At 51.8% G+C, this 20,640-nt stretch carries 16 protein-coding genes and 1 pseudogene; 13 read left to right on the forward strand and 4 right to left on the reverse strand.

The window, feature by feature from the left end; translation table 11 throughout:
- Positions 1-881: 881 nt before the first annotated feature.
- The 8 genes and pseudogenes from ACKGJP_RS09575 to ACKGJP_RS09610 all read left to right on the forward strand — a co-directional run.
- A pseudogene (locus ACKGJP_RS09575) lies at positions 882-968 on the forward strand (AraC family transcriptional regulator); the annotation flags it as partial.
- 34 nt (positions 969-1,002) lie between these two features.
- Complete coding sequence (locus ACKGJP_RS09580) at positions 1,003-2,187, forward strand: alpha/beta hydrolase family protein (protein ID WP_409345430.1); 1,185 nt, start codon at positions 1,003-1,005, stop codon at positions 2,185-2,187.
- A gap of 63 nt (positions 2,188-2,250) precedes the next feature.
- A complete protein-coding gene (locus ACKGJP_RS09585) occupies positions 2,251-2,412 on the forward strand; it encodes a hypothetical protein (RefSeq protein WP_409345431.1) in 162 nt (53 codons plus the stop codon).
- A gap of 245 nt (positions 2,413-2,657) precedes the next feature.
- Positions 2,658-3,797: a mandelate racemase/muconate lactonizing enzyme family protein gene (locus tag ACKGJP_RS09590; protein WP_409345432.1), complete on the forward strand. Its 1,140-nt coding sequence runs from the start codon at positions 2,658-2,660 to the stop codon at positions 3,795-3,797.
- Positions 3,798-3,816: 19 nt separating this feature from the next.
- On the forward strand, positions 3,817-4,839 hold the full coding sequence (locus ACKGJP_RS09595) for a zinc-binding dehydrogenase (protein ID WP_409345433.1): 1,023 nt from the start codon (positions 3,817-3,819) through the stop codon (positions 4,837-4,839).
- A 48-nt stretch (positions 4,840-4,887) separates the two neighbouring features.
- On the forward strand, positions 4,888-5,589 hold the full coding sequence (locus ACKGJP_RS09600; RefSeq protein WP_409345434.1) for a PIG-L deacetylase family protein: 702 nt from the start codon (positions 4,888-4,890) through the stop codon (positions 5,587-5,589).
- A 12-nt stretch (positions 5,590-5,601) separates the two neighbouring features.
- A complete protein-coding gene (locus ACKGJP_RS09605) occupies positions 5,602-5,925 on the forward strand; it encodes a hypothetical protein (protein ID WP_409345435.1) in 324 nt (107 codons plus the stop codon).
- Between the two features lie 44 nt (positions 5,926-5,969).
- A complete protein-coding gene (locus tag ACKGJP_RS09610) occupies positions 5,970-6,224 on the forward strand; it encodes a hypothetical protein (RefSeq protein WP_409345436.1) in 255 nt (84 codons plus the stop codon).
- 81 nt (positions 6,225-6,305) lie between these two features.
- Here the strand turns inward: ACKGJP_RS09610 and ACKGJP_RS09615 are convergent, their stop codons facing one another.
- The 4 genes from ACKGJP_RS09615 to ACKGJP_RS09630 form a co-directional block, all read right to left on the reverse strand.
- The gene (locus ACKGJP_RS09615; protein ID WP_409345437.1) at positions 6,306-7,037 is read right to left on the reverse strand and encodes a stalk domain-containing protein; all 732 of its coding nucleotides are present in this window, start codon (positions 7,035-7,037) and stop codon (positions 6,306-6,308) included.
- Between the two features lie 190 nt (positions 7,038-7,227).
- Positions 7,228-9,141, reverse strand: coding sequence for a glycosyl hydrolase family 28-related protein (locus ACKGJP_RS09620; RefSeq protein ID WP_409345438.1), 1,914 nt, complete (start codon positions 9,139-9,141; stop codon positions 7,228-7,230).
- Positions 9,142-9,263: 122 nt separating this feature from the next.
- Positions 9,264-10,928 (reverse strand): response regulator, encoded by a 1,665-nt coding sequence (locus ACKGJP_RS09625; protein ID WP_409345439.1) that lies wholly within the window; start codon positions 10,926-10,928, stop codon positions 9,264-9,266.
- Positions 10,916-12,679, reverse strand: a complete 1,764-nt coding sequence (locus ACKGJP_RS09630; protein ID WP_409345440.1) for a sensor histidine kinase — start codon at positions 12,677-12,679, stop codon at positions 10,916-10,918. Before ACKGJP_RS09630 ends, ACKGJP_RS09625 begins: the two co-directional genes overlap by 13 nt.
- Positions 12,680-12,869: 190 nt before the next feature.
- On the opposite strand from ACKGJP_RS09630, the gene ACKGJP_RS09635 reads away from it, so the two are divergent.
- From ACKGJP_RS09635 to ACKGJP_RS09655, 5 genes are all read left to right on the forward strand, one after another.
- Complete coding sequence (locus ACKGJP_RS09635) at positions 12,870-14,555, forward strand: extracellular solute-binding protein (RefSeq protein ID WP_409345441.1); 1,686 nt, start codon at positions 12,870-12,872, stop codon at positions 14,553-14,555.
- Between the two features lie 95 nt (positions 14,556-14,650).
- The gene (locus ACKGJP_RS09640) at positions 14,651-15,547 is read left to right on the forward strand and encodes an ABC transporter permease (RefSeq protein WP_409345442.1); all 897 of its coding nucleotides are present in this window, start codon (positions 14,651-14,653) and stop codon (positions 15,545-15,547) included.
- Positions 15,548-15,593: 46 nt separating this feature from the next.
- Complete coding sequence (locus tag ACKGJP_RS09645) at positions 15,594-16,478, forward strand: carbohydrate ABC transporter permease (RefSeq protein ID WP_409345443.1); 885 nt, start codon at positions 15,594-15,596, stop codon at positions 16,476-16,478.
- Between the two features lie 99 nt (positions 16,479-16,577).
- Positions 16,578-18,602, forward strand: a complete 2,025-nt coding sequence (locus tag ACKGJP_RS09650) for a hypothetical protein (RefSeq protein ID WP_409345444.1) — start codon at positions 16,578-16,580, stop codon at positions 18,600-18,602.
- A gap of 563 nt (positions 18,603-19,165) precedes the next feature.
- Complete coding sequence (locus ACKGJP_RS09655) at positions 19,166-20,593, forward strand: ABC transporter substrate-binding protein (RefSeq protein WP_409345445.1); 1,428 nt, start codon at positions 19,166-19,168, stop codon at positions 20,591-20,593.
- The last annotated feature ends 47 nt before the right edge of the window (positions 20,594-20,640 follow it).

The raw sequence follows: 20,640 nt of genomic DNA on the forward strand, positions 1-20,640 counted from the left end.
GAAGGGTAGCTCTTCTGCTGTTTTGAAGGGGGGCACAATGGTTGAATGAAGCGATCGGTCTATCGGACTTGGTTGAGGAATGCGAACTGTTAGCGGACTAGGGAGAGGAAAGTGATCGGTCTAGCGGATTTGGTAGAGGAATCGCTCGGTCTAGCGGACTAGGTTGAGCGAAGCGATCGAGATAGCGGACTTTCGAGTGCTTATTGTGTGGTAGTTTCCTCATTCGAAGCGATAGCGGACTATGGGGGCGTTATTTCGCCATTTCCGGTATAAGTCAGTTCCAAAGCAGTCACATAAGACCTCGAAAATCCGCTATCCCCCTAATTCGTTCGATTGGCCCGGAAATAACGCCGCGAAAATCCGTTATTACCAACGCGGACTGGTTTCTCTTTAATTGAAAGCAAGGAACAGAAGGAAGACTGCTACGCTTTAAACCTCCAACCTCCAACCTCCAACCTCCAACCTCCAACCTCCAACCTCCAACCTCCAACCTCCAACCTCCAACCTCCAACCTCCAACCTCCAACCTCCAACCTCCAACCTCCAACCTCCAACCTCCAACCTCCAACCTCCAACCTCCAACCTCCAACCTCCAACCTCCAACCTCCAACCTCCAACCTCCAACCTCCAACCTCCAACCTCCAACCTCCAACCTCCAAACCTCCAAACCTCCAAACCTGTAAGGCGTTTCCTTTGCTGAGTAGAGTCCTCTCCGCATGCGCAGGCCTTAACAAAATAACAAGCAGTCGCTTAAATAAACCATAATCTTGCCGTTCCTCTCCTGTGATAAGATAAAACTATTATCGTGCGGGTGCCGTATTTTTGCATGGTTATGTTCGCATATTGACGAAAAAAAGGGGGGCATCGCGGTGAAGCGGCTATCAGAACTATCCGTATTTCACGAAAATTTTCAAAAAAATCGCAGGCTGCTCGCCATCCGAGTACCGCAGCATGCTGGGGATCAAATGATGAAAAAACGGAATCGTGCAGGAGGAGAAAACAGATGATGCACAGTGAAAAGCCATACTCGGGCGACAGTTCCCTTCCATGGAATCTTGCGTCGTTGTCGGAAGTGCCGGAGGTTTATCCCGTTCCCGAAAGGAACGACGGAGAAGTCCGGGCCATCCTGTTCGAAGGCGTGCCCTGCGAAGGACGTCCGACCCGGGTTTTCGCTTATTACGCCATACCGGAGTCCGCGCCGGAGTCAAAGGTTCCTGCTATGGTGCTGGTTCACGGCGGCGGCGGGACAGCTTACGCGGAATGGGTCCGCATATGGACGAATCGGGGCTATGCCGCCATCGCGATCGATCTGGAAGGTCAGCTCCCGGGAGAGAAGAACAGCGACGGCAAACGGCCTAGGCACGCCTGGAGCGGACCCGCCAGACAGGAGATTTTCGCCGATTCCGCTCTGCCCGTCGAAGAGCAGTGGATGTACCATGCGGTTGCCGCCGTTATCCGGGCGCATTCGCTTCTTCGTTCATTCGACGCGGTAGACGATACCCGTATCGGCATAACGGGCATCTCGTGGGGAGGCATCGTCACGAGCCTCGTCGCCGGAGTAGATGCTCGCTTCGCTTTCGCCATCCCCGTTTACGGCTGCGGGTATTTATTTGAGGCGGCAAACCATTTTGGGCAAAGCTTCGCCGCCATGCCGAACGGTCAAGCCGATACGGTCAAACGGCTGTGGGATCCTTCCGCTTATTTTCATCGCATCTCCATGCCGATGCTATGGGTAAACGGCAGCGAAGACCGCCATTTTCCGGTTCATTTGTTCAGCAAATCGTATCAAGCCTCGCAGAACGGACGCACCGGTTCCGCGATGAGCATTCAATTCGATCTCGGCCATTCGCACAAGGCGGGCTGGCAGCCCAGGGAGATTTATGCGTTTGCAGATCAAATCGTCAAAGACGGAAGGAAGCTTCCCGTACTGGCGGAAATGGAGCTGGAAGCAAACAGGGCTATTCTGCCTTTCGATTCCGAAGCCCTATTGCAGAAAGCGGAATTGCGCTATGCCTTCGAAACGGGCGACTGGTTCGGGGTCGCATGGCAGAACGGCGAAGCCCGGATCGACCTTGACGCGCAGGTGATTCGAGCCGTCGTCCCGGATGGAACGGCAGCCTTTTTCTTTCAGGTAACGGATGAGGACGACTGTGTTGTGAGCAGTCACATCTATACGCTGCCCGCTTGAGCTTGCCCGCACATCGCAACCAGCTATGCAATCGGGCATTCTGGCACGCGCGGAACGCCGTTTTTGCCGAACCTCTATGATACTCGTCAGCGCCGCGACGCTTATTGGGAAAGCTGCGGCATGCATGTGCATCCGCGAAGCTTATACGAGCAGCAGCTGGAGGACAGGCTCGGATCGGCCGGGTCAGCCGATATCGCGTCAAGCACGATCCAGAGATCTCAGTAGGGCTTGCCGGACAACGCGTATCGGCACGGTGACATTCGGGGGCTATCTCTCCTCCTATTGCATAAGGAATCAAATCGCCTTCTATGCGGTCGAATCGGCCGGATGGAGGGCGGTTTTGCTATTAATGGAAATTTTGTTCAACAAATAACTATTAACAATAGATTGTTGACAATAAGGGGGCGGCATTTTATAGTGTACGTATACTTCTTGATCCCATCATTCATCGATTACGAGGAGGCATTCCAATGAAAATTACGAAGGTGGAAGCAATACCGGTTCGTCAGCAAAACGAAGTGCAGTTGAACAACGACAGCGCGCAGGACGGCATTATTATTAAGGTGCATACGGATGAAGGGATCGTCGGCTACGGGGAGGTCGATTCGGCGCCTTGGGTCGTCAAATCGATTATCGAGTCGCCTTCCTCCCATCGCATTTGCCGCGGTCTCGGCGAAATGATTATCGGCGAGGACCCTTTCGAGATGGAACGCATCTGGGAAAAAATGTACGTCGGCAGCCAGTTTTACGGAAGACGCGGTGTCGTCATTCATGCGATGAGCGGAATCGATATCGCCCTCTGGGATATTGTCGGCAAAGCGCTGGGCAAGCCGATCTATAAGCTGCTCGGCGGAGCGCAGCGCGGGAAGGTGCGGGCGTATGCGAGCACGCTGATGCCCTATACGCCGGAGGAAGCGTTCGACGAAACGAAGAAGTGGGTCGAGCAAGGCTACACCGCAATCAAGCTCGGCTGGGGAGGATTCGAGCAGGGCAACCGCGAAATCATTGAATTGGTTCGTGCATCCCGCGAGGCTGCCGGACCGAACGTCGATCTGCTGTTCGACCTCGGGTTCATCCCGTCCGACGATCATCCGATCGACGCCGCTTCTCGTATGCCGCTTATCAAAGAACTGGAACCATATAAGCCCTATTGGATCGAAGAACCGCTGTTCGCCGACGACTACGAGGGCTACCGGAAGCTGGCCGAGTCGACAAGCATCCGGATTGCCGGAGGAGAGAACGAGACGACCCGTTACGGCTTCAGGCAGCTGATCGAGCAGGGCCGCGTTGATATTATACAGCCGGACGTCACTCGCTGCGGAGGCTTAAGCGAAGCGAAGAAAATCGCTCAGCTGGCTCATGCGCATCATATTACTTGCGTTCCGCATGCATGGAGCAGCGGCATCGTCATCGCGGCTTCCTTGCATCTGATAACGGCGATTCCGAACGGCAGCCTGCTTGAGTACTGCGTCGCCGAAACCCCGATCCGCCAAGAAATGCTGCAAAGCGATATCGTCGTGAAGGACGGTTATGCCCAAATTACCGACAAACCGGGACTGGGCATCGAAATCAATGAAGATGCCATCGAGAAATACCGCTGCGACAAGTAAAGGAAGGTGACAACCGGGGATGGAATCAAGAGCTTGGATATGGAACGGATCGCTTGTCCCGGAAATGACGTCCGTATCGCTGCCGGAGCTGCGCGAGCATGATGTGCTTGTGAGAATCCGAGCGATCGGCATTTGCGCGACGGATTTGCACATTATGAAACGTGCCGTGTCGTTCGCGGAACCGCCTTATTCGCTTGGTCACGAGGCAGCCGGCGAAGTTGTGCGTGTCGGCAGCAGTGTCACCCGCGTCCGCGCCGGAGACCGCTGCACGTTGGATCCGAGCATCGGCTGCGGAAGCTGCGAAGCGTGTTTGGCCGGCGAGAAGCATCAATGTACGAGCAGCCGCGAGTACGGCATAAACCGTTCCGGCTTCTGGCAGGAATATGTCGTGATTTCGGAGAACAATCTGTACGTGCTGCCGGAATCGGTCGGATACGGGGAAGCGTCCCAATGCGAAACGATTCACGTTTGTTTAGGCGGCATGGATAAGCTGCAATTGCGGGCGGGCGAGCGGGCGATCGTACTCGGCGACGGGCCGACCGGACTTTTTTTCGCCCGGTTATGCAAGCTGCAAGGGGCGTCCCATGTGACGGTGGCCGGCTCGAGAAGGAAAAGGCTCGAGCTCGCGCTTGCTTACGGCGCCGATGAAGTGGTGAATATCAGAGAGAAGGACTTGCTGTCCCTCGTTCAAGAACGAAGCTACGATGCGGTCATCGAAGCCGTCGGCAAAGCGGAGACGATTCAGCTTGCGCAGAAGCTGGCTGCCAATCGGGGACGGGTGCTGCTTTTTGGCCTGCCGGAGCATAAAGTGGAGCTTGACGTGATGGACATCATTCTCCGCGAGATCACCTATATCGGAAGCGCGAATGCGCCCCGTGTATGGCCCCGTGTCATCCAGCTGCTTGCATCCGAAAGGATTAGCGTAGCGCCGATGATTACGGATCGTTATCCCTATGAACAATTGGATCAAGCGATTGCTTGCGCCTTCGCGGGCGGGCAGGAGCGTATTAAAGTCGTTGTGGAGAATGACGGACCGGCATGACCGGGGCGAAGAAAGGGTCGGCAAAACAGCCGGAGAGGGAGAGTTCTCATGAGAGTATTGGCAATAGGGGCACATCCGGACGATATTGAAATTTTATGCGGCGGAACACTCGCCAAATATGCCGCCCGGGGCGATCAAGTGACAATCATGATCGCCACCAACGGCAACGTCGGTTCGCCGACGCTTTCCAAGGAGGAAATCGCGGCCATCCGCCGAAAAGAAGCGGAGAATGCCGCCGCCGTCATCGGGGCGGACCTGATCTGGCTCGGCATTGACGATGAATTTCTTTTCCATGATAGAGAAACGCGGATGATGTTCATTAACGCCATTCGCCAAGCGGCTCCGGATGTAATGTTCGTGCACGGCGCGAACGACTATCACCCCGATCACCGCATTTGCGGCGAGATCGCAAGCGATTGCCGTATTCCGGTAACCGTTCGGCTGATCGAAACGGAGTACCCGCACCTGAATAAAGTTCCGCATGTATTCATTATGGATAATATCGGTTCGATCGGCTTCGAGCCGGAAGCGTACGTCGACATCACCGATACGTTCGAGACGAAGTGCCGAATGCTTCGCTGCCACGAAAGCCAGGATACGTGGCTCCAGCATTTGTACGGCATGGACTATGTCGAGCACATGTCCAAGTCGTCGGCTATGCGCGGCATGGCCATCGGCGTGAAGTACGCCGAAGCGTTCCGCAGTCTGCCGATGTATCCGGTAAGCGGCGGACCTCATCTGCTGCCTTAGGGGGACGGATCGATGGAGGAACGTAAAAACGCGCTGCACAGCGAGAACGAGCAGGTCGGCAACGCGTACCGGGAGCGGCAAATCGCCGAGTGGGAAGCCTTGATCGCTTATTTGCGCAACGAGTCTGAAGAACGGCGGCATTCTTTCTTCCATCCGGATACAAGTTCCGTCGAGGCCTACGAGCAAGGGCTCGAGCCCTATCGCGACAAGTTTCGGGAAATGCTCGGGTGGCCGCTGGCGATGCCCGGCGGGCCGGCTCAGGAGCAGCGGACTAACGATGCTTCGCATGGGCCCGGTGCCTTACCTCCTGAAGCTAAGGGATTGCAATCCGTCTGAATGGGATCCGGATCGCTGATCGGACCTTCGGGGACAAAGGGGGGATGGAAGTCGTCGACAACTATCTCAAAAATAAGCTGTACATCAATACGGCGTTAACCGTATCGTCTACGCCGACTATGGCGGAGAAAATGGCTACCTTGACGAAGATGGAGAAAGTCATGATAACCCGTATCATTCTGGGTGGCGCCGGCATCGAAGAGTTCGACCGGTTCGTACAGGATTGTTACAAGCAAGGCGGGGAGCAAATTACGAAAGAAGTAAACGATTTGAAAAAAACGAAGTGGATCATTTCTTGAATAGGGATAACGAAATGAGAAGGTTATCTACTAAAACGAAAGCAACCGCATCGGATACGATGCGGTTGCTTTTGGGAGTGCTCAGGGGCGTTTAGGATCCCCCTTTGTATCAAATTCTCCTTCATAAATAAGCTTGCCATTTTGGTCGTATAATTTTCCTTTTAGCATTACGCCATTACTATATGTCCCTTCACTCTTTACCGTACCGTTTGAAAAGTATAAGGTGCCCTTGCCATTCAGTTGACCTTCATGTAGTTCGGCAATTAAATATTCACCGGAAGGATTGAACAGTCTGGTTACGACCCCGTTATATTGAAGCCCTTTATTATAGGTACCTTCATAACGTTTTGCTCCGCCCGGGAAATATTCCACACCTTCGGCTTGTTTCCCGCCGACCATCGTTCCTTCAAAAAATAGATCGCTCGAGAAAGAATAATACAACTGCCCTTTCCCGTCCATAGCATCGTTCTTCCATTCCCCTATATATAAAACCATGCCGTTTTCTTCGGAATACGAAGTCCCTTTTCCATGTCTTTTCCCGTCCGTGAGGTCCCCTTTATATTTGATCGTGCCCTTATCGAAATATAGGGTATCCTTCGTGTCCTTCAGACTGATTAATGCGGTTTGTATCTCTTGCTTCCAGGTTACCTTACGATTTGCGGCTTCTCCTAACAGACGTAAAGGTACATAGGTGTACTCATAATTGATCATGGGAGGCTGTTCCAGCTCCACTATGTTCCCGTCGAGTACGGCCTCGTTTTTACTCGAGGCGGGCAATACGGCCTTTTCGTTGCAAAGCAAAATTACGGGCAAAGGCGATACCTCGCTTGACTAAAAACTCCCGAAACCGCAGTTTTCGCGATCTCGGGAGTTTTCCTATTGGTTGAAAGCCTGAATGTGCTTGTAATCAAGAGCAAGCGATTACCCATCGTTCCTTTGCAGCTTATAGCGACGTCAAACTCTTGATATAGTTGGGCAGAAAGGTCGCCACACGCAATCGTGATTATAGTCTGGCTTCCCATTTCCACATAAGGCCGTTGGACATGACGCTCGGAGCGGCAGAATAGTAGATGATGATATTTGTTTGATCTGCCTCTATATATTGAATGCCGGATGCCAGAGAGGATGCAGGAGTAACGTTATAGTAGCTTGGCGTGCTTCCCAATCCGTGCGCGATAAGGAATTGAGATTGACTGCCGGAAGCTGATTGCGTGGAGGTTCCTCTGCGTACGTTCTGCTCCCCAACCACCTGACCGTCCGAATCGGATGCCGGTTCGGCGCCCTTTTTGATTCGTAGAGAACCGGAAGCATCGACCCACAGATGAGAAGCCTGCCTGGATGTTGAATCCGTGAATTTGAGAAGAGCTTTGTCCCACGCGCCCACGATGTTTATGCTGCCGTTCGTTGAATAGCTGTCTCTCTGTTCTTGACCATGTGTAAGCGATTTCATTTTTGCTCCGGAAATAGAAGCTTCCCCAAGATTCGTGCAGACGATTTCTGAATCATCCATATAATCCAGGTTCGATGTCAACCCGTTTATAAGTAATTTCGAGCTGTTGGCAACTTCGGCGAATTTTGCATTCGCATTGCTTACTACTTTAAGATCTCCACCAGTAAGGGTCAGCATGGAATTATTCTTTACGCTAATCACGTATGAACCCGGCGCTGTTCGGTCTCCATAATAATTATAGGTCATGAATCCTACGACGTTGACTGAGCTTGCTAATCCCATAGCAGGCATATCATAAACGGACAGCAGCGTACCTCTGGCTTCTTCCGTACCGCAGCCGGTGAGAGTTAACGCAACGCCGCGAAGCTGGTAGACGTATTCCGGAGGGTTATCGGGGTTGTATCCGATGTAGTCTGCTCCGCAAGCAATGAAGTTGGAATAGGAGACGTTAATTTTCCACGCCCACTTTTCACAGGCTCCCGCCCAACAGGAGGTAACGGTATGGCTTGTGCCTCCTCCGCCCTGCGCATCATAGTCGCCGCATACAAAACCTTTGGTTACCCAGCGCGACGATACCCGCTCCAGTGTCACCATCCAGGCGTTCGCTGTATAGTACCCCGTGTCGGCATGGCGATATTCCACATTTTTTTGCGTAAGGAAATAAATCCGGGGAGCGTAGAAGCAGTAGGACGCGTTTTTGGGCAAAGTAGTAGGTGTTGCACCGCGTTTAGCCATGATTCCTTCAATGTGAAGATATCTTACGTAGTCGTCATTCGGGGCCAGTGCAATAATGACCGCATCGACATTGTAATTATCTACCGCACTCCACATGGTTCTGGTGCCTAATGATGCAGCAGTCACTGTCGTTTTCTCAATGATCGTGACTTCAGGACCTTCGCCGACCAGCGAATCGCCTGTTTGCACAACGATTGGAGCTGACGTTAAATATCTTCCTTTCGGCAGAAAAACCGTACCTTGCTTGGCATCGATCGCTTTCTGAATGGCAATCGTATCGTCGTGACTTCCGCCGCCTTTGGCCCCAAACCATTTCACATTGACCATGCCGTCAAAGATTCTTTCAAACCTCGCTCCGGAAGCCGAAACAAGAATCGTTCCTCCATTATCTGCCGAAACGGTGTTCGCTGAATTGAAACGGAACATTCCTTCTTGCCCAGTATCTGTGACATAGTACAGGCTTTCGGTATCCTGATTGCTTAGCGTGCGCAATTCAGCGATCGTTGTGTAAACAAGCAAATTTTCCACCATTAAATCTTTAACTTTCTTACGCCGCTCGGCAGGATCGGCATAAGCTGTGGAAAGCGCTCCGCCAACCAATCCTGAAGAAGCAAGAGCGACTCCCGCCATTCCTAACGAAGCAAGCACTTTCCTCCTGCTGACTAGCTCTTTCTTCCCTTCTTGTTCCTTGTCCGGTTGCTGCTGAGGAGTTACTTTCGTTTCGTTGTGCATAGTCGTTCCTCCTGTTAATGAGAGATGGAAGTTGATACATGTATCATAGCTACAGTTTATCGTTTGGCATGTACGCGCTTCCATACGCACTTCTCTACTTTTATCTACATTTGTAAACTGTTTCACAAATTCCGGTACTCCTGTGGCGTCATATTCATTTGCTTTTTGAAAAAACGGATGAACGACAAAGCCGAATCGTAGCCGACTTTCTCGGCGATTTCATAAATTTTGAAGTGGGTGTTCTTGAGCAGTTCTTTCGCCTTATCCATCCGGCACATGTTCACATAGTCGGAAATGCCGATTCCGGCCGTTTGCATATATAGGCGCGACAAATACACCGGGCTCAAATGGACGATTTCCGCCAGCCGCGTCAGCGACAAATCCTCGGCGATATGTTTCTCAATATAATCGTTCAGCCAGAGAATGACGTTCTCTTTGCCGGGTTCCCTGGCATCCGCTTTATGCGCGAAGATGCGGTCCGCCATAGCCGCGAAGGAAGCCTTCATTTCCTCCCACGACAAATCGGGATTGGCCTGCGTCAGTTTTCCCAACTCCACGATGGCAAATAACGAAGGGTCCCGCGGATGGAGACGGAAGTACGATAAAAAGACGGAAGCGAGCGTATGATGCACTTCCAGCTTCAAGAAGCCGGAGGCGGATTGCCGGGCCGGATCGCCCATAATCTCGTCGTAGAGCTGGTCGAATTCCGCTTTCGTGCCGGTTTCCAGGTAATGGCCGAGCAGCTCGATTTTTTTGATCACGAAGCTTTGCATTTTATGCTGGGCCGCGGCGGCGGCCGACGGACCGTCCGCGTCCGCCGATTTTCGGTCGGTGAGCCGCAGCTCCTTGCCCGCCCCGGCATGACTCAAGAACAGCGAGCGCAGCCGGTCGAACGATTCCGGCAGTTGGCCGAGCGGCACGGGCTCCTCGCCAAGCGCGAAGGAGAACGGCAGCTTGAACAAATCGCGGCATGTCGACTGAATGAAGGGGATGGACTCGAACACGAAGGAGAAGGTTCGTTCCCATACCTCGTCAGGCAAGTCCTCCTGTCGCGCGGCGGTCAAGCATTCCTTCGGCTGGATCAGGCAAGCCATTTTGGATTCCTCCACCGTGGCCGAAACGATGACGACCGATACGCCGAACAGCTCTTCGGCCACATTCCGCGCGGCGTAGAGCAGCAGCTTGCGATCGGCGACACCCGTAATCGCCCCCCAGTGGTCGACTCTGCCGACCAGCACATAGACAGGCAAGGCGCTTTGCAGCGGAATGCCCAGCTCGCGGAACGGTTCCTTGCCGCTGCGCATCTCCCCTTTGCCGTACAGCAAATTGGACAAAGCCTGCTCTTGCAGCAGCGGAATCATCTGCCTTTTCTGCATTTGGGCCTCGTGAAGCTGCTTGAGCGCGGTGTACTCGTCGTGCAGCGCTTTGACCGCTTTTTGCACGGACTCGATAATGACCTCGTCGCTTTCGAACTTCAGAATGAAATCGAACCCGCCGCCCGAGATCGCGCTTTTGGCATAATGAAATTCGTCATAGCTGGTCAGAAAAATAACTTTGCAGCGCGGCCAGTATTTACGAATCTCATGTAGTAGCTCTATTCCTTCCATGCCCGGCATTTTAATATCGGTAAGCACAATGTCGATCTTGGTCTTCTTGAGCAAATCCAGCGCTTCGAAAGCCGAATACGCCTTGACCAGATCCAGGTCCAATTGTTCATTCCCGTCAATCAGCCGCACCATGCGGTCGACAATAATAGGGAGATCATCCACAACCATCATTCGGTACATGCCGCATCCTCCGTATCGTCCTGTTGCTTGATCGAGATCGCAATCATTACGCATAAGCCGCCCAACTGCGATCTGCATAAGGTCAGCCCGCTGTCCGGACCGAACATTAACTGCAAGCGGCGATGCACGTTCAGGATCCCGGTCGGTTCCTCGCGCGGGATCGCCCTTGTGGCGAGCTGCGCCGACAAAGTGGCGATTTGCGCATCGTCGATGCCGGTTCCGTTATCCTCGACCAGAATGGTCAGGCAGCCGTTATCCATTTTGTGGTGAATCCATAATTCACCGTGGGCGGGGTGGCAGACAAGCGCATATTTATAGGCGTTCTCGATAATCGGCTGCACGATCAGCCGGGGAACCAGCAGGCGGCCGAGACGGTCGGGGAGCGGTTCGATTTCGACGTCGATCCGTTCGCCGTAGCAGATCGTTTGGATATCCACATACGTCTGCGCATGATGCATTTCGTCCCGCAGCGGGATATGATCCTCCGCGTTCTTCGTAATGAACCGGTAATAATCGCGCAAATAATGAACGAAGCCGTACGCTTTGTCATATTCCTTATCTTTGATCAATCCGCCCATAATAAAAAAGCAATTGTACAGAAAATGCGGATTGATTTGCGCTTGCAGCCGCTTCAACTCCGATCGTTGCGAGCTGATTTCCTTCTCGTACACTTCATGAATCAGGATGTTCAGCTGGGAAACCATACGATTAAAACCGGCGAACAGATAGTGGAATTCGTCTCTTGCCGCATTTTCTGCAATCGGTATAAATCGCCCCTGCTGCACCATACGAAAGGCGGAAACGAGCTTCCGCAACGGGTTATGAATGATTCTGTACAACGATAGCGCGAGCAGCAAAATGGCGGCAACCGAGACGACAAGGATGACCCATACCCATTTCTCGTAGCTCCGCAATCCTCCCAAAACCTTCTCGTCCGGGATAAAAACAAAGAGGGAGAGATGCAGCGGATCGGATGTGACATAGGATTTCCAATAAGTCGTATTTCCCAGCTTGACGGAGCTGGCGCCGGCTTGAGCATCGCCTGACCGTTTATCCGCAGCCAGCGATTTCAGATTTTGCAATGTTGGTTCATCCTGAGCGCTGGAAAGCGTCCAATTTTCCTTCGTATGGATAAGAAGAAAATCCCCTTGCTGCGGGCTTACAATGTTTCGCAAGCTGTTTTTCAATTGGGCGGCGGAAAGCTCCAGCATGACCACGAACAAGGGCGGGCGTTCGAAATCGGCGTTCATAGGATAGCGCAAGCTCAAAAACAACCGGCCGTCCGCCAATTGGACGATGCGGTTCGGGTCCACGTTTCGGGACAGCCTGTCGGCTTCATCGGGGTTTTGCAGCTTGTTGTAATCGGATACGCCGCTTGGCGTAATCATTCGGTTCATAAGAGGAAAATAGATCATCGGCTTTTCTACGAAAATACTGGAGGCTTTGACCAACTGCAACCGTTTTTGCAAAACCTTCACTTTATCCTGGAGGTCCGGCGCAGACAGATTGTCCGATACTCCGATCAGCATAGGGTCTTTATCCAGCAGCAGCTCGTAAAAAATTTGCGAAAGCCGGTTGATCTCCTGCTCAAGATTTTGCATATAGAACGCGTCCCGGCTGTTCACGGAATGGGTGATTTCACTGCGAATGCTTTGCGAGCCCTTCAGATTGAGAAATAGCGTCATCCCGTAAAACGGCAGCAAAACAAGCAAAAACGTCAAGGACAGCTTGGTGAAAATCGACATTCTCATAACCCCCGCCCCTCCGTGGCTCTTAGTAGGACTTATCATAAGGACTGCCCGTCGGCTCGTCAAGACAGTCGTCTGTGAAGTAGTATACAAATGCATATAAAAGTTTAGGAATGCCTGTAGTTGCGCAGCCGTCCCGACTGTATAGTAAATGTCAGGCAAACGAATTCACCATCCATGAGGGGGAAAAGAAATGGGTTCCAATTTGAGAAAAAGTTTAGCGCTTTCCTGTTTGGTCGCCATGCTACCTGCGGTTGCGGCATGTACCGGCGCGAAGGAGAACAAGCCGGCAGAAAGCTCCGCATCGCCGAAAGCGGCAGAATCGGCCAAACCGGTCGATCTGAATAGCAAATTCGATCCTCCCGTTACGGTCACGACGGTCAGAGGCAACGTGCCTGATTGGTTTTTTCCAGGTGAAACGATGGACAAGAATGCGATCTATGAAGGTTATGAAAGAGACTTGGGGGTTAAGATCAAAAATAATTGGGTCGTGGACAACAAGGAATACGATTCCAAACTAAAAATCAGCATCGCATCCAATGACTTGCCGGATTTCTTCAAAGTATCGGCCGCAGATTTAACACAATTGGTCGAATCCGACATGGTGATGGATTTGACGGAAGCGTATCAGAAGTATACCACCGACCAAACGAAAAAATTGCTGACGTCCGACGGCGGCAAACAAATGAACTCGGCTACATTTAACGGGAAGCTGATGGCGATTCCGCAGACGAACAGTCCGTTCAACGCCGCGGAATTCGTCTGGCTGCGCAAAGACTGGCTGAAGGAAATGAACCTGCCGGAGCCGAAGACGATGCAGGATTTGTTGAAAATTTCCGAGGCGTTTGCGGCGAGAGATTCGGGCGGCAAAGGGAAAGTATTCGGCTTAGGCATGGACAAGGACATTCTGAAGACGCCAATCGGTTTTATGAACGGCTACCACGCTTACCCTGGCCAGTGGTTGAAGGACAGTTCGGGCAAGCTGGCCTATGGCAGCATTCAGCCGGAAGTGAAGACGGCGTTAAAGCAGCTGCAGGAGCTATACAAGGCTGGACAGATCGATCCGGAATCCGCTGTCAACGATAATGCGAAGTTGATCGAGCAGGTCTCAAACAACCGTGTAGGCATGATGTTCGGAGCGTTCTGGTACAGCGCAGTCATGCAGGACGCCGTGGTCAAGGACAAGAAAGTGACGCAGGATTGGGGCGTGTACCTGATTCCTTCCATCGACAGCAAGCCGGCTATGACGCAAGTGTCGGCCAGCGTCGGCTCATACTACGTCATCAACAAGAAAGCGAAAAATCCGGAGGCTGTATTCAAACTGCTGAATCAGTGGGTCGGCGTATTGACCGGAGGGCTGCCTAAAGATGGGGAGCCGCGCGCTGTTTATAGCTTTGGCAAAGAGTTGAAGGATACGGGGAAGGAGGTTTGGGCGGTCAATCCGTTTGTTGCTTTACTTCAGGACTTGTACATCCAGGGCGGGGAACATATTGCGAAAGCAGTAAAAACGAAGGATCCTTCGGCGATCGAATGGAGCGGCGACCTGAAAAACCGCTATGAACAGCTTAAAAAATTCGAGGCTGGCGATACAAGCTTCTGGCTGCAAAGCAAAATTGCCGGCGAAGGCGGATCGTTTGCCGGAATGTATGAGTACTTTAAGCAGAACCGGTATCATTTCGACGAATTTTACGGCGCTGGAACTCCGGCGATGGTGGAACGGGGCGATTTGTTAAAGACGAAAGAACAAGAGCTGTTCACGAAAATCATCATCGGCAGCGTCTCGATTGACGAGTTCGACAAGTTCGTCGCGGAGTGGAAGAAGCTCGGCGGCGACAAGATTACCGAAGAAGTGAACGCTTGGTATAGCAAAATGAAGTAATGCCAATAGAGTAACAATCGCGATGGGCGAGAAGAGCGGGTGGACATTCTTCTCGCCCGTCCGGTTTCGGAGAACGCAGGAAAGGAGATGGGAACATGATGTCCGCAATACGGAAATACTGGCCGCTGCATGTGATGATTTTACCGGGTTTTTTGCTGGTGCTTGTTTACAGCTACGGCCCGATGGTTGGACTTATGATTGCCTTCAAAAAGTTTATGCCGTCCAAAGGGATTTGGGGCTCGCCCTGGATCGGTCTGGACAATTTCAAGTTTATATTATCGCTCCCGGATACTTCGCAAATTATTCTCAATACGATTATCATTGCCGTGATGAAGATGATAGCCGGACTTGTCGTGCCGATTATCATATCTCTCCTGCTTAACGAGGTTCGGAAAGCGGCATTCAAGCGGACGGTTCAGACTTTGATCTATTTGCCTCACTTTTTGTCATGGATTATTTTGGGCGGTATTCTGATCGATCTCTTATCCCCCTCGCAGGGGATTGTGAATAAAATTTTGGGATTATTCGGAGCAGATCCGATTTTCTTTCTCGGCGATAACCGCTGGTTCCGTTTCACGCTGGTGATGTCCGACGTCTGGAAGGAATTCGGCTTCAGCACAATCGTCTATTTGGCTGCTCTGACGAGCATTAATCCGGCGCTGTACGAAGCCGCGGAAATGGATGGCGCCAATCGCTTACGTCAAACATGGCATATTACGCTGCCGGGCATGCTGCCGATCATCGTGCTGCTTAGTACGCTCAGTCTGGGCAACGTGCTCAACGCAGGCTTCGATCAGGTGTTCAATTTGTACAGTACACCCGTATACGAGACCGGCGATATTATCGATACGTACGTGTACCGGATTGGTATCCAGAAAGCGCAGTATGGCATCGCTACGGCGATCGGCCTGTTCAAATCGGTCGTTTCCCTGGCATTTATTTCGTTGTCTTATTTCCTGGCCTACCGGTTTGCGAATTATCGAATCTTCTAAATTTCCAAGTTAAGTTATCCAACAGCATGTAAAGGGGGGGAATCCAGTGGCCGTTAAAATGACAAGCGGTTATCGCCTGTTTTCGATTATTAATGGTTGCTTTTTGTTGCTCTTGTCCGTTACTTGCGTTCTTCCTCTCCTTCATATTCTAGCTCTGTCATTCAGTTCCGCTTCCGCCGTAACTGCCGGCGAAGTGACCTTTTGGCCTGTCGATTGGACGACTGCCGCTTATGAGAATGTGTTTGGGAAGAAAGAATATTTGGTCGCCTTCTGGGTTTCCGTCAAGCGGGTTGCGCTCGGCGCATTGATCAACATGCTGCTGACGATCCTGATTGCCTATCCGCTATCAAAGGAAAACAGCCAATTTCCGGGAAGAACGATTTACGCATGGTATTTCGTGTTTACGATGTTGTTCGGCGGCGGATTGATTCCGTGGTACATGATCATAAAGGACACGGGGCTGATCAATACGATCTGGGCGCTCGTCATTCCTTCCGCCGTCCCCGTCTTCAATGTTATTGTACTGCTCAACTTTTTTCGCGGCTTGCCCAAAGAGCTTGAGGAATCGGCCAAGCTGGACGGCGCCGGATATTTTACCGTACTATGGCGGATTTTCGTGCCGCTCTCTACGCCCGCGCTGGCCACCTTGCTGCTGTTTTCCATCGTCAGCCATTGGAACAGCTGGTTCGATGGTCTCATTCTCTCGAATAGCACGGAAAATTATCCGCTGCAAAGCTTTTTGCAGACCATAATTATCAAAATGGACCCAGCCTATCTAACTCCCAGAGAGGCGGAATTGTCTGCGCTCATGAACGACCGTACGAGCCGGGCGGCGCAAATCTTCGTTGCGGCGTTTCCGATATTAATCGTTTATCCGTTTTTACAGCGTTTCTTTATAAAGGGAATCGTGCTGGGCAGCGTAAAGGAATGATGCTCAGGTTTGTTGCTCTTATGGTCATCTGAAGCGTTTCTATGATCAGCGGAAATCGGTACTGGCGTTCAAAGCATTTTAATAGGAAGGAAGTTATTCATGAATGATATAGGCATCAAACCGGAGAAGGTACAATATATTTTACGCCCTCTATTTACCATCCTTCAGGATGAAACGCTTTGGAATTCATTTATGGAGTATGCCAAAAACATTCGCGCCGATACGGTCATGGCGTTCAGTACGCATTTGGAAGCGAATCATCCCGATGTGCAGAGTCTCCGCGAGCGGCTGCCTTTGTTCGCCAAGCGGTTCGCCGAGGTTCGCGCGGCGGGGATGAGCCCGATGATCAACTATTATGTGACCTTGGGCCACAGCAATATGCTGCCTGCCGAACATGCCAGGACATTTACGGAAATGGTCGATGAGACAGGCAGGGTGGAAAGCGGCTGTCCGTGCCCGTTATGTCCGGAGCTTCGCCAATACATGGTTGAAGCCTACAAGCTGTTTGCCTCTCTCGATGTCGATGCGCTCTGGATCGATGACGATTTTCGCTTGTTTGGGCGTGCCGTGACGCATTCGTTTCTCTGTTTTTGTGACCGGCATTTGGCGGCGTTTGCCCAAAGAACGGGGACTGTATACGGCCGAGAGGAGATTCAAGCAGCGCTTTTGATGGAGCCGTCAAGCTGCACGGCTGCGGAGATGCAGCTTCGCCGCGACTGGCGGGCGTTCCAGGAGGATGTCCTCGTTGAGCTTTGTCTTCTGCTCCGCGAGGCTTGCGAGTCGGTCAATCCGAACATTAATATGGGGCTGATGACCAATACGATCGAAATGATGCTGCGACACGGCCGTCATTTGGATGCCGAGGTGAGAGCGCTCAGGACGAAGAATCGGCCGGAGCCGCATATACGAATTGGCGGCGCCAATTATACGGACGAGGATTTGCCGGGCATTCTCGACCGCTGCGTAACGTTTGACGCGCTGGCTTCCATGATCACCGAGTCCTGTCAAATCAGTTCGGAAATCGAACAATTTCCGTGGACGATCGGCGGCAAATCCGCACGTGGTCTATCTTTGGAGCTGTATTTGCTGACCGTTAGCTTCAGTCCGCGACTGACCTTAAGCATTAACGACGGTTTTTTGGGTTTTTATGACGTTTCGGGCAGTTATCAGAAGACGCTGGGTCCATTGAAAGATTATTTGCAGGCTGTTACTGATGCTTTGTCCGGCAAAGAGCGAAGAGGAGCATCGTTGCCTTTCCCGAGCGACCCGGATGTAACAGCCGGCATGAACTTAAGCGACGGCCCGTCCATGCGGATGAATCATTCGCTGACTCGCATCGGTATTCCTGTTTCGCCTGGTACCCAAACACCGACTTTGATCACAATGAAAGAGGCAATTGCTTACACGGAAGAGACGATAACAGCCTGGTTGGAAAAAGGAGCTGTAATCACGTCCGAAGCCTATTACCATCTGTGCGAGCGGGGGATATTGCCTAATAGCCCGATCCGCGTCGAAAAGGGGGATATGTCACATCGAACCACCTTCGAGCGAATAACGGCTTCTCAAGCGCCGGATTGGTTGCGAAATAAGGATGTGATTTCTTGGGTTTATTTACCGATGCACACGGGATATATTATTTCTGCAGATGAAGGGGCTGAGGTCTGGTCATCGATTTACGATAACCTTGGCGAAATGCAATCTTTGGGAGTGGTTGTTACCAGGGAACCGTATCCGATGGCGGTTGTTCCACATACGGGAAACCTGCTTAAAGAGACGGGCCGGCAATGGTTGTATCAACAAATCATGTCTTATCTGACCAATGGCGAACACCCGGCTATGGTGGAGTTTGGGGTAAATATTTATCCCGTCTGGTGGGAGGACGAAACAGAAGCGCTGCTCGGATTAACCAATTTCAGCATGGAGACGTATCCGTCCCTTTCGCTTTGGATTCCGACGCGGCGGGAACTGGCTAAAGTAGAACAGTTGTCTCGCGACGGCTTGTGGATTGAAGCCAATACGAGTGTGACTGTACATCCGGATGGCGGCCTTCGTCTTACCTTGCAAGGAGGAAGCGTTCCGAATCATGCATCTTTCGAAACATTCCGTTTAACTTTTTCGGCATAGGATTAGTCTGTCCTTAAGTGACTTCGTCACCAGCTTTACGCACGTCTATGCGAATGGCGGCCGCTCAGCGACTTTAACGAGCATTTGCCCGAAAGGTACAAGAACGTAACCGAGGAGCAAAAATCCGCGGGTCATTGGGGAGGCGACTTCAGAATTATCAAATGGTGATGTTACGAATGTCTCATCGTGAAACAATCCAAGATTCATAGCCAACTAAAAAGGCGAGCGTCGCAATTTATGCGAACGGCTCGCTTTTTCTATACTCAAAAAGCACCTTTTACGAAACAATGATCTAGCTCGCGATTGATACAAATGTGCAAAATACGCGGAAATAATGCTAAAGATGAAAACCGGCTAAGGTCCTACTATGGAAGTAAGCTTCATGAGCTCGAACCCAAGCGGCTGCCGAGCTTTTACCGAAGCGGCATACCTCTATACCTCACAGGGGAAGTGATGACAACAAGATTACGCGCTTTTTTTTCGCTTTGCTGCAAACGAGGGGGACCGGCTCTGCGCGTCAGAGCTGCAGGTACAAATTCAATATGAAAGGGATGTGGACAAGCATGATGAAGAGCAAGCAACCGTATAAAAAATGGGGAACAGTGGTCCTCAGTTCGGCAATGGCGTTCTCGCTGGCAGCTTGCGGAGGAAACGACGGCAAGACAACCGCTGGCTCCTCGCCCAAAAGCGAAGCGTCAACGGCTCCCAAAAGCGATGTGAAACTCACGATGTGGCACTGGAAAATCGCCTTCGATCCGGGCTTCAAAGCCGTAGCGGACGCTTTCAAGAAGAAGACGGGAATCACCGTCGAAACGCTGGCGACGACACCGGATGAAGCTTATTTTCAGAAGCTTACGGCTTCGGCTGCTGCCGGCAACTTGCCTGACATATGGGCTTACCATGCTGCTCCGTTAGGCGGCGCATACGATGGCAAGGCTGTAGAGTGGTCGGAGGAATTCAAGAAGGATGCAGCGTGGAAAGCCGGCTTTCTTCCGGCAGCGCTTTCAGGCGTTACGGTAGCTCAAGCTAACCTAGACGCTATTGCCAAGTCCGACAAATCGACCGCCTGGATGAAATCGACGAAGGTCGGGCAAACGTATGGCGTGCCGCTGGATGTGGGCGCATTTTACATGATCTACGGCAATAAAAAGCTGTTGAAGAGCGCCGGTCTGGACGCCAAAATTCCGAAATCGATGGAAGAGTGGCTGACCACGATGGACACGGTCAAACAGAAGACGGGTACGCCCGGACTCGTATTCAGCGCCAAAGCGGCAGGCGTATATTCTTCCTGGTTTGTGAACTTCGTCGATTATATGAAGAACGGCTCCGAATCGTTCACGAAATTCATGAAACGCGAAGAGAAGCTGTCGGATCCGAAGCACATTTGGTCGTTGAAGATTATCGACGACATGGCGAAGAAAGGGCTCATTTTACCGGGTTCGGTTACGCTTGATATCGACGGAGCCGACCAAGCCTTCGCGCAAGGAAAGGCAGCGTTCAGCATCGGCGGTACATTCACTTACGCGACTTTGAAAGCGCTTGGCATGAATCCGGATGACATATACAGCTTCCGCGTTCCGGCCTACGAAGGCTCCGCAGTAGCGAACGCAACGGTAACGCCGTTTCCGCTCGTACAGATCGTGGCCAACAATGACGGCAAGCATAAGAAAGAAGCGATCGAGTTCGTCAAATTCCTGACATCCGAGGAAGGTCAGGCGCTGTATGCAAACGGTGCATACGATTTGCCGGCCGTGAAGATCAAAGATACGTCCAAGCTTAACGATTCGCTCAAAGCGATGGCGGAATCGCTCAGCAGCGAAAGCAACTGGTGGTCGGAGAATCCGGCAATCGGTCAAGAAGTGTACAAGGATAACTGGAAAGTGTTCCACAACAATATGGTGAAGATCATGCTCGGCGAGATGACCGTCGAGGACGCGGCCAAAGATTACGACAAGGCGGCAGAAGCTTTCAAAGCCAAAGAAGCCAAGTAGCGGCGGTTCATGTAACGCTGGAGAAGGAAGAGCCTCTTCCTTTTCCA

Origin of the sequence: Paenibacillus litoralis, from assembly GCF_046244365.1 — a bacterium.
Classification (GTDB): Bacteria; Bacillota; Bacilli; order Paenibacillales; family NBRC-103111; genus Paenibacillus_V.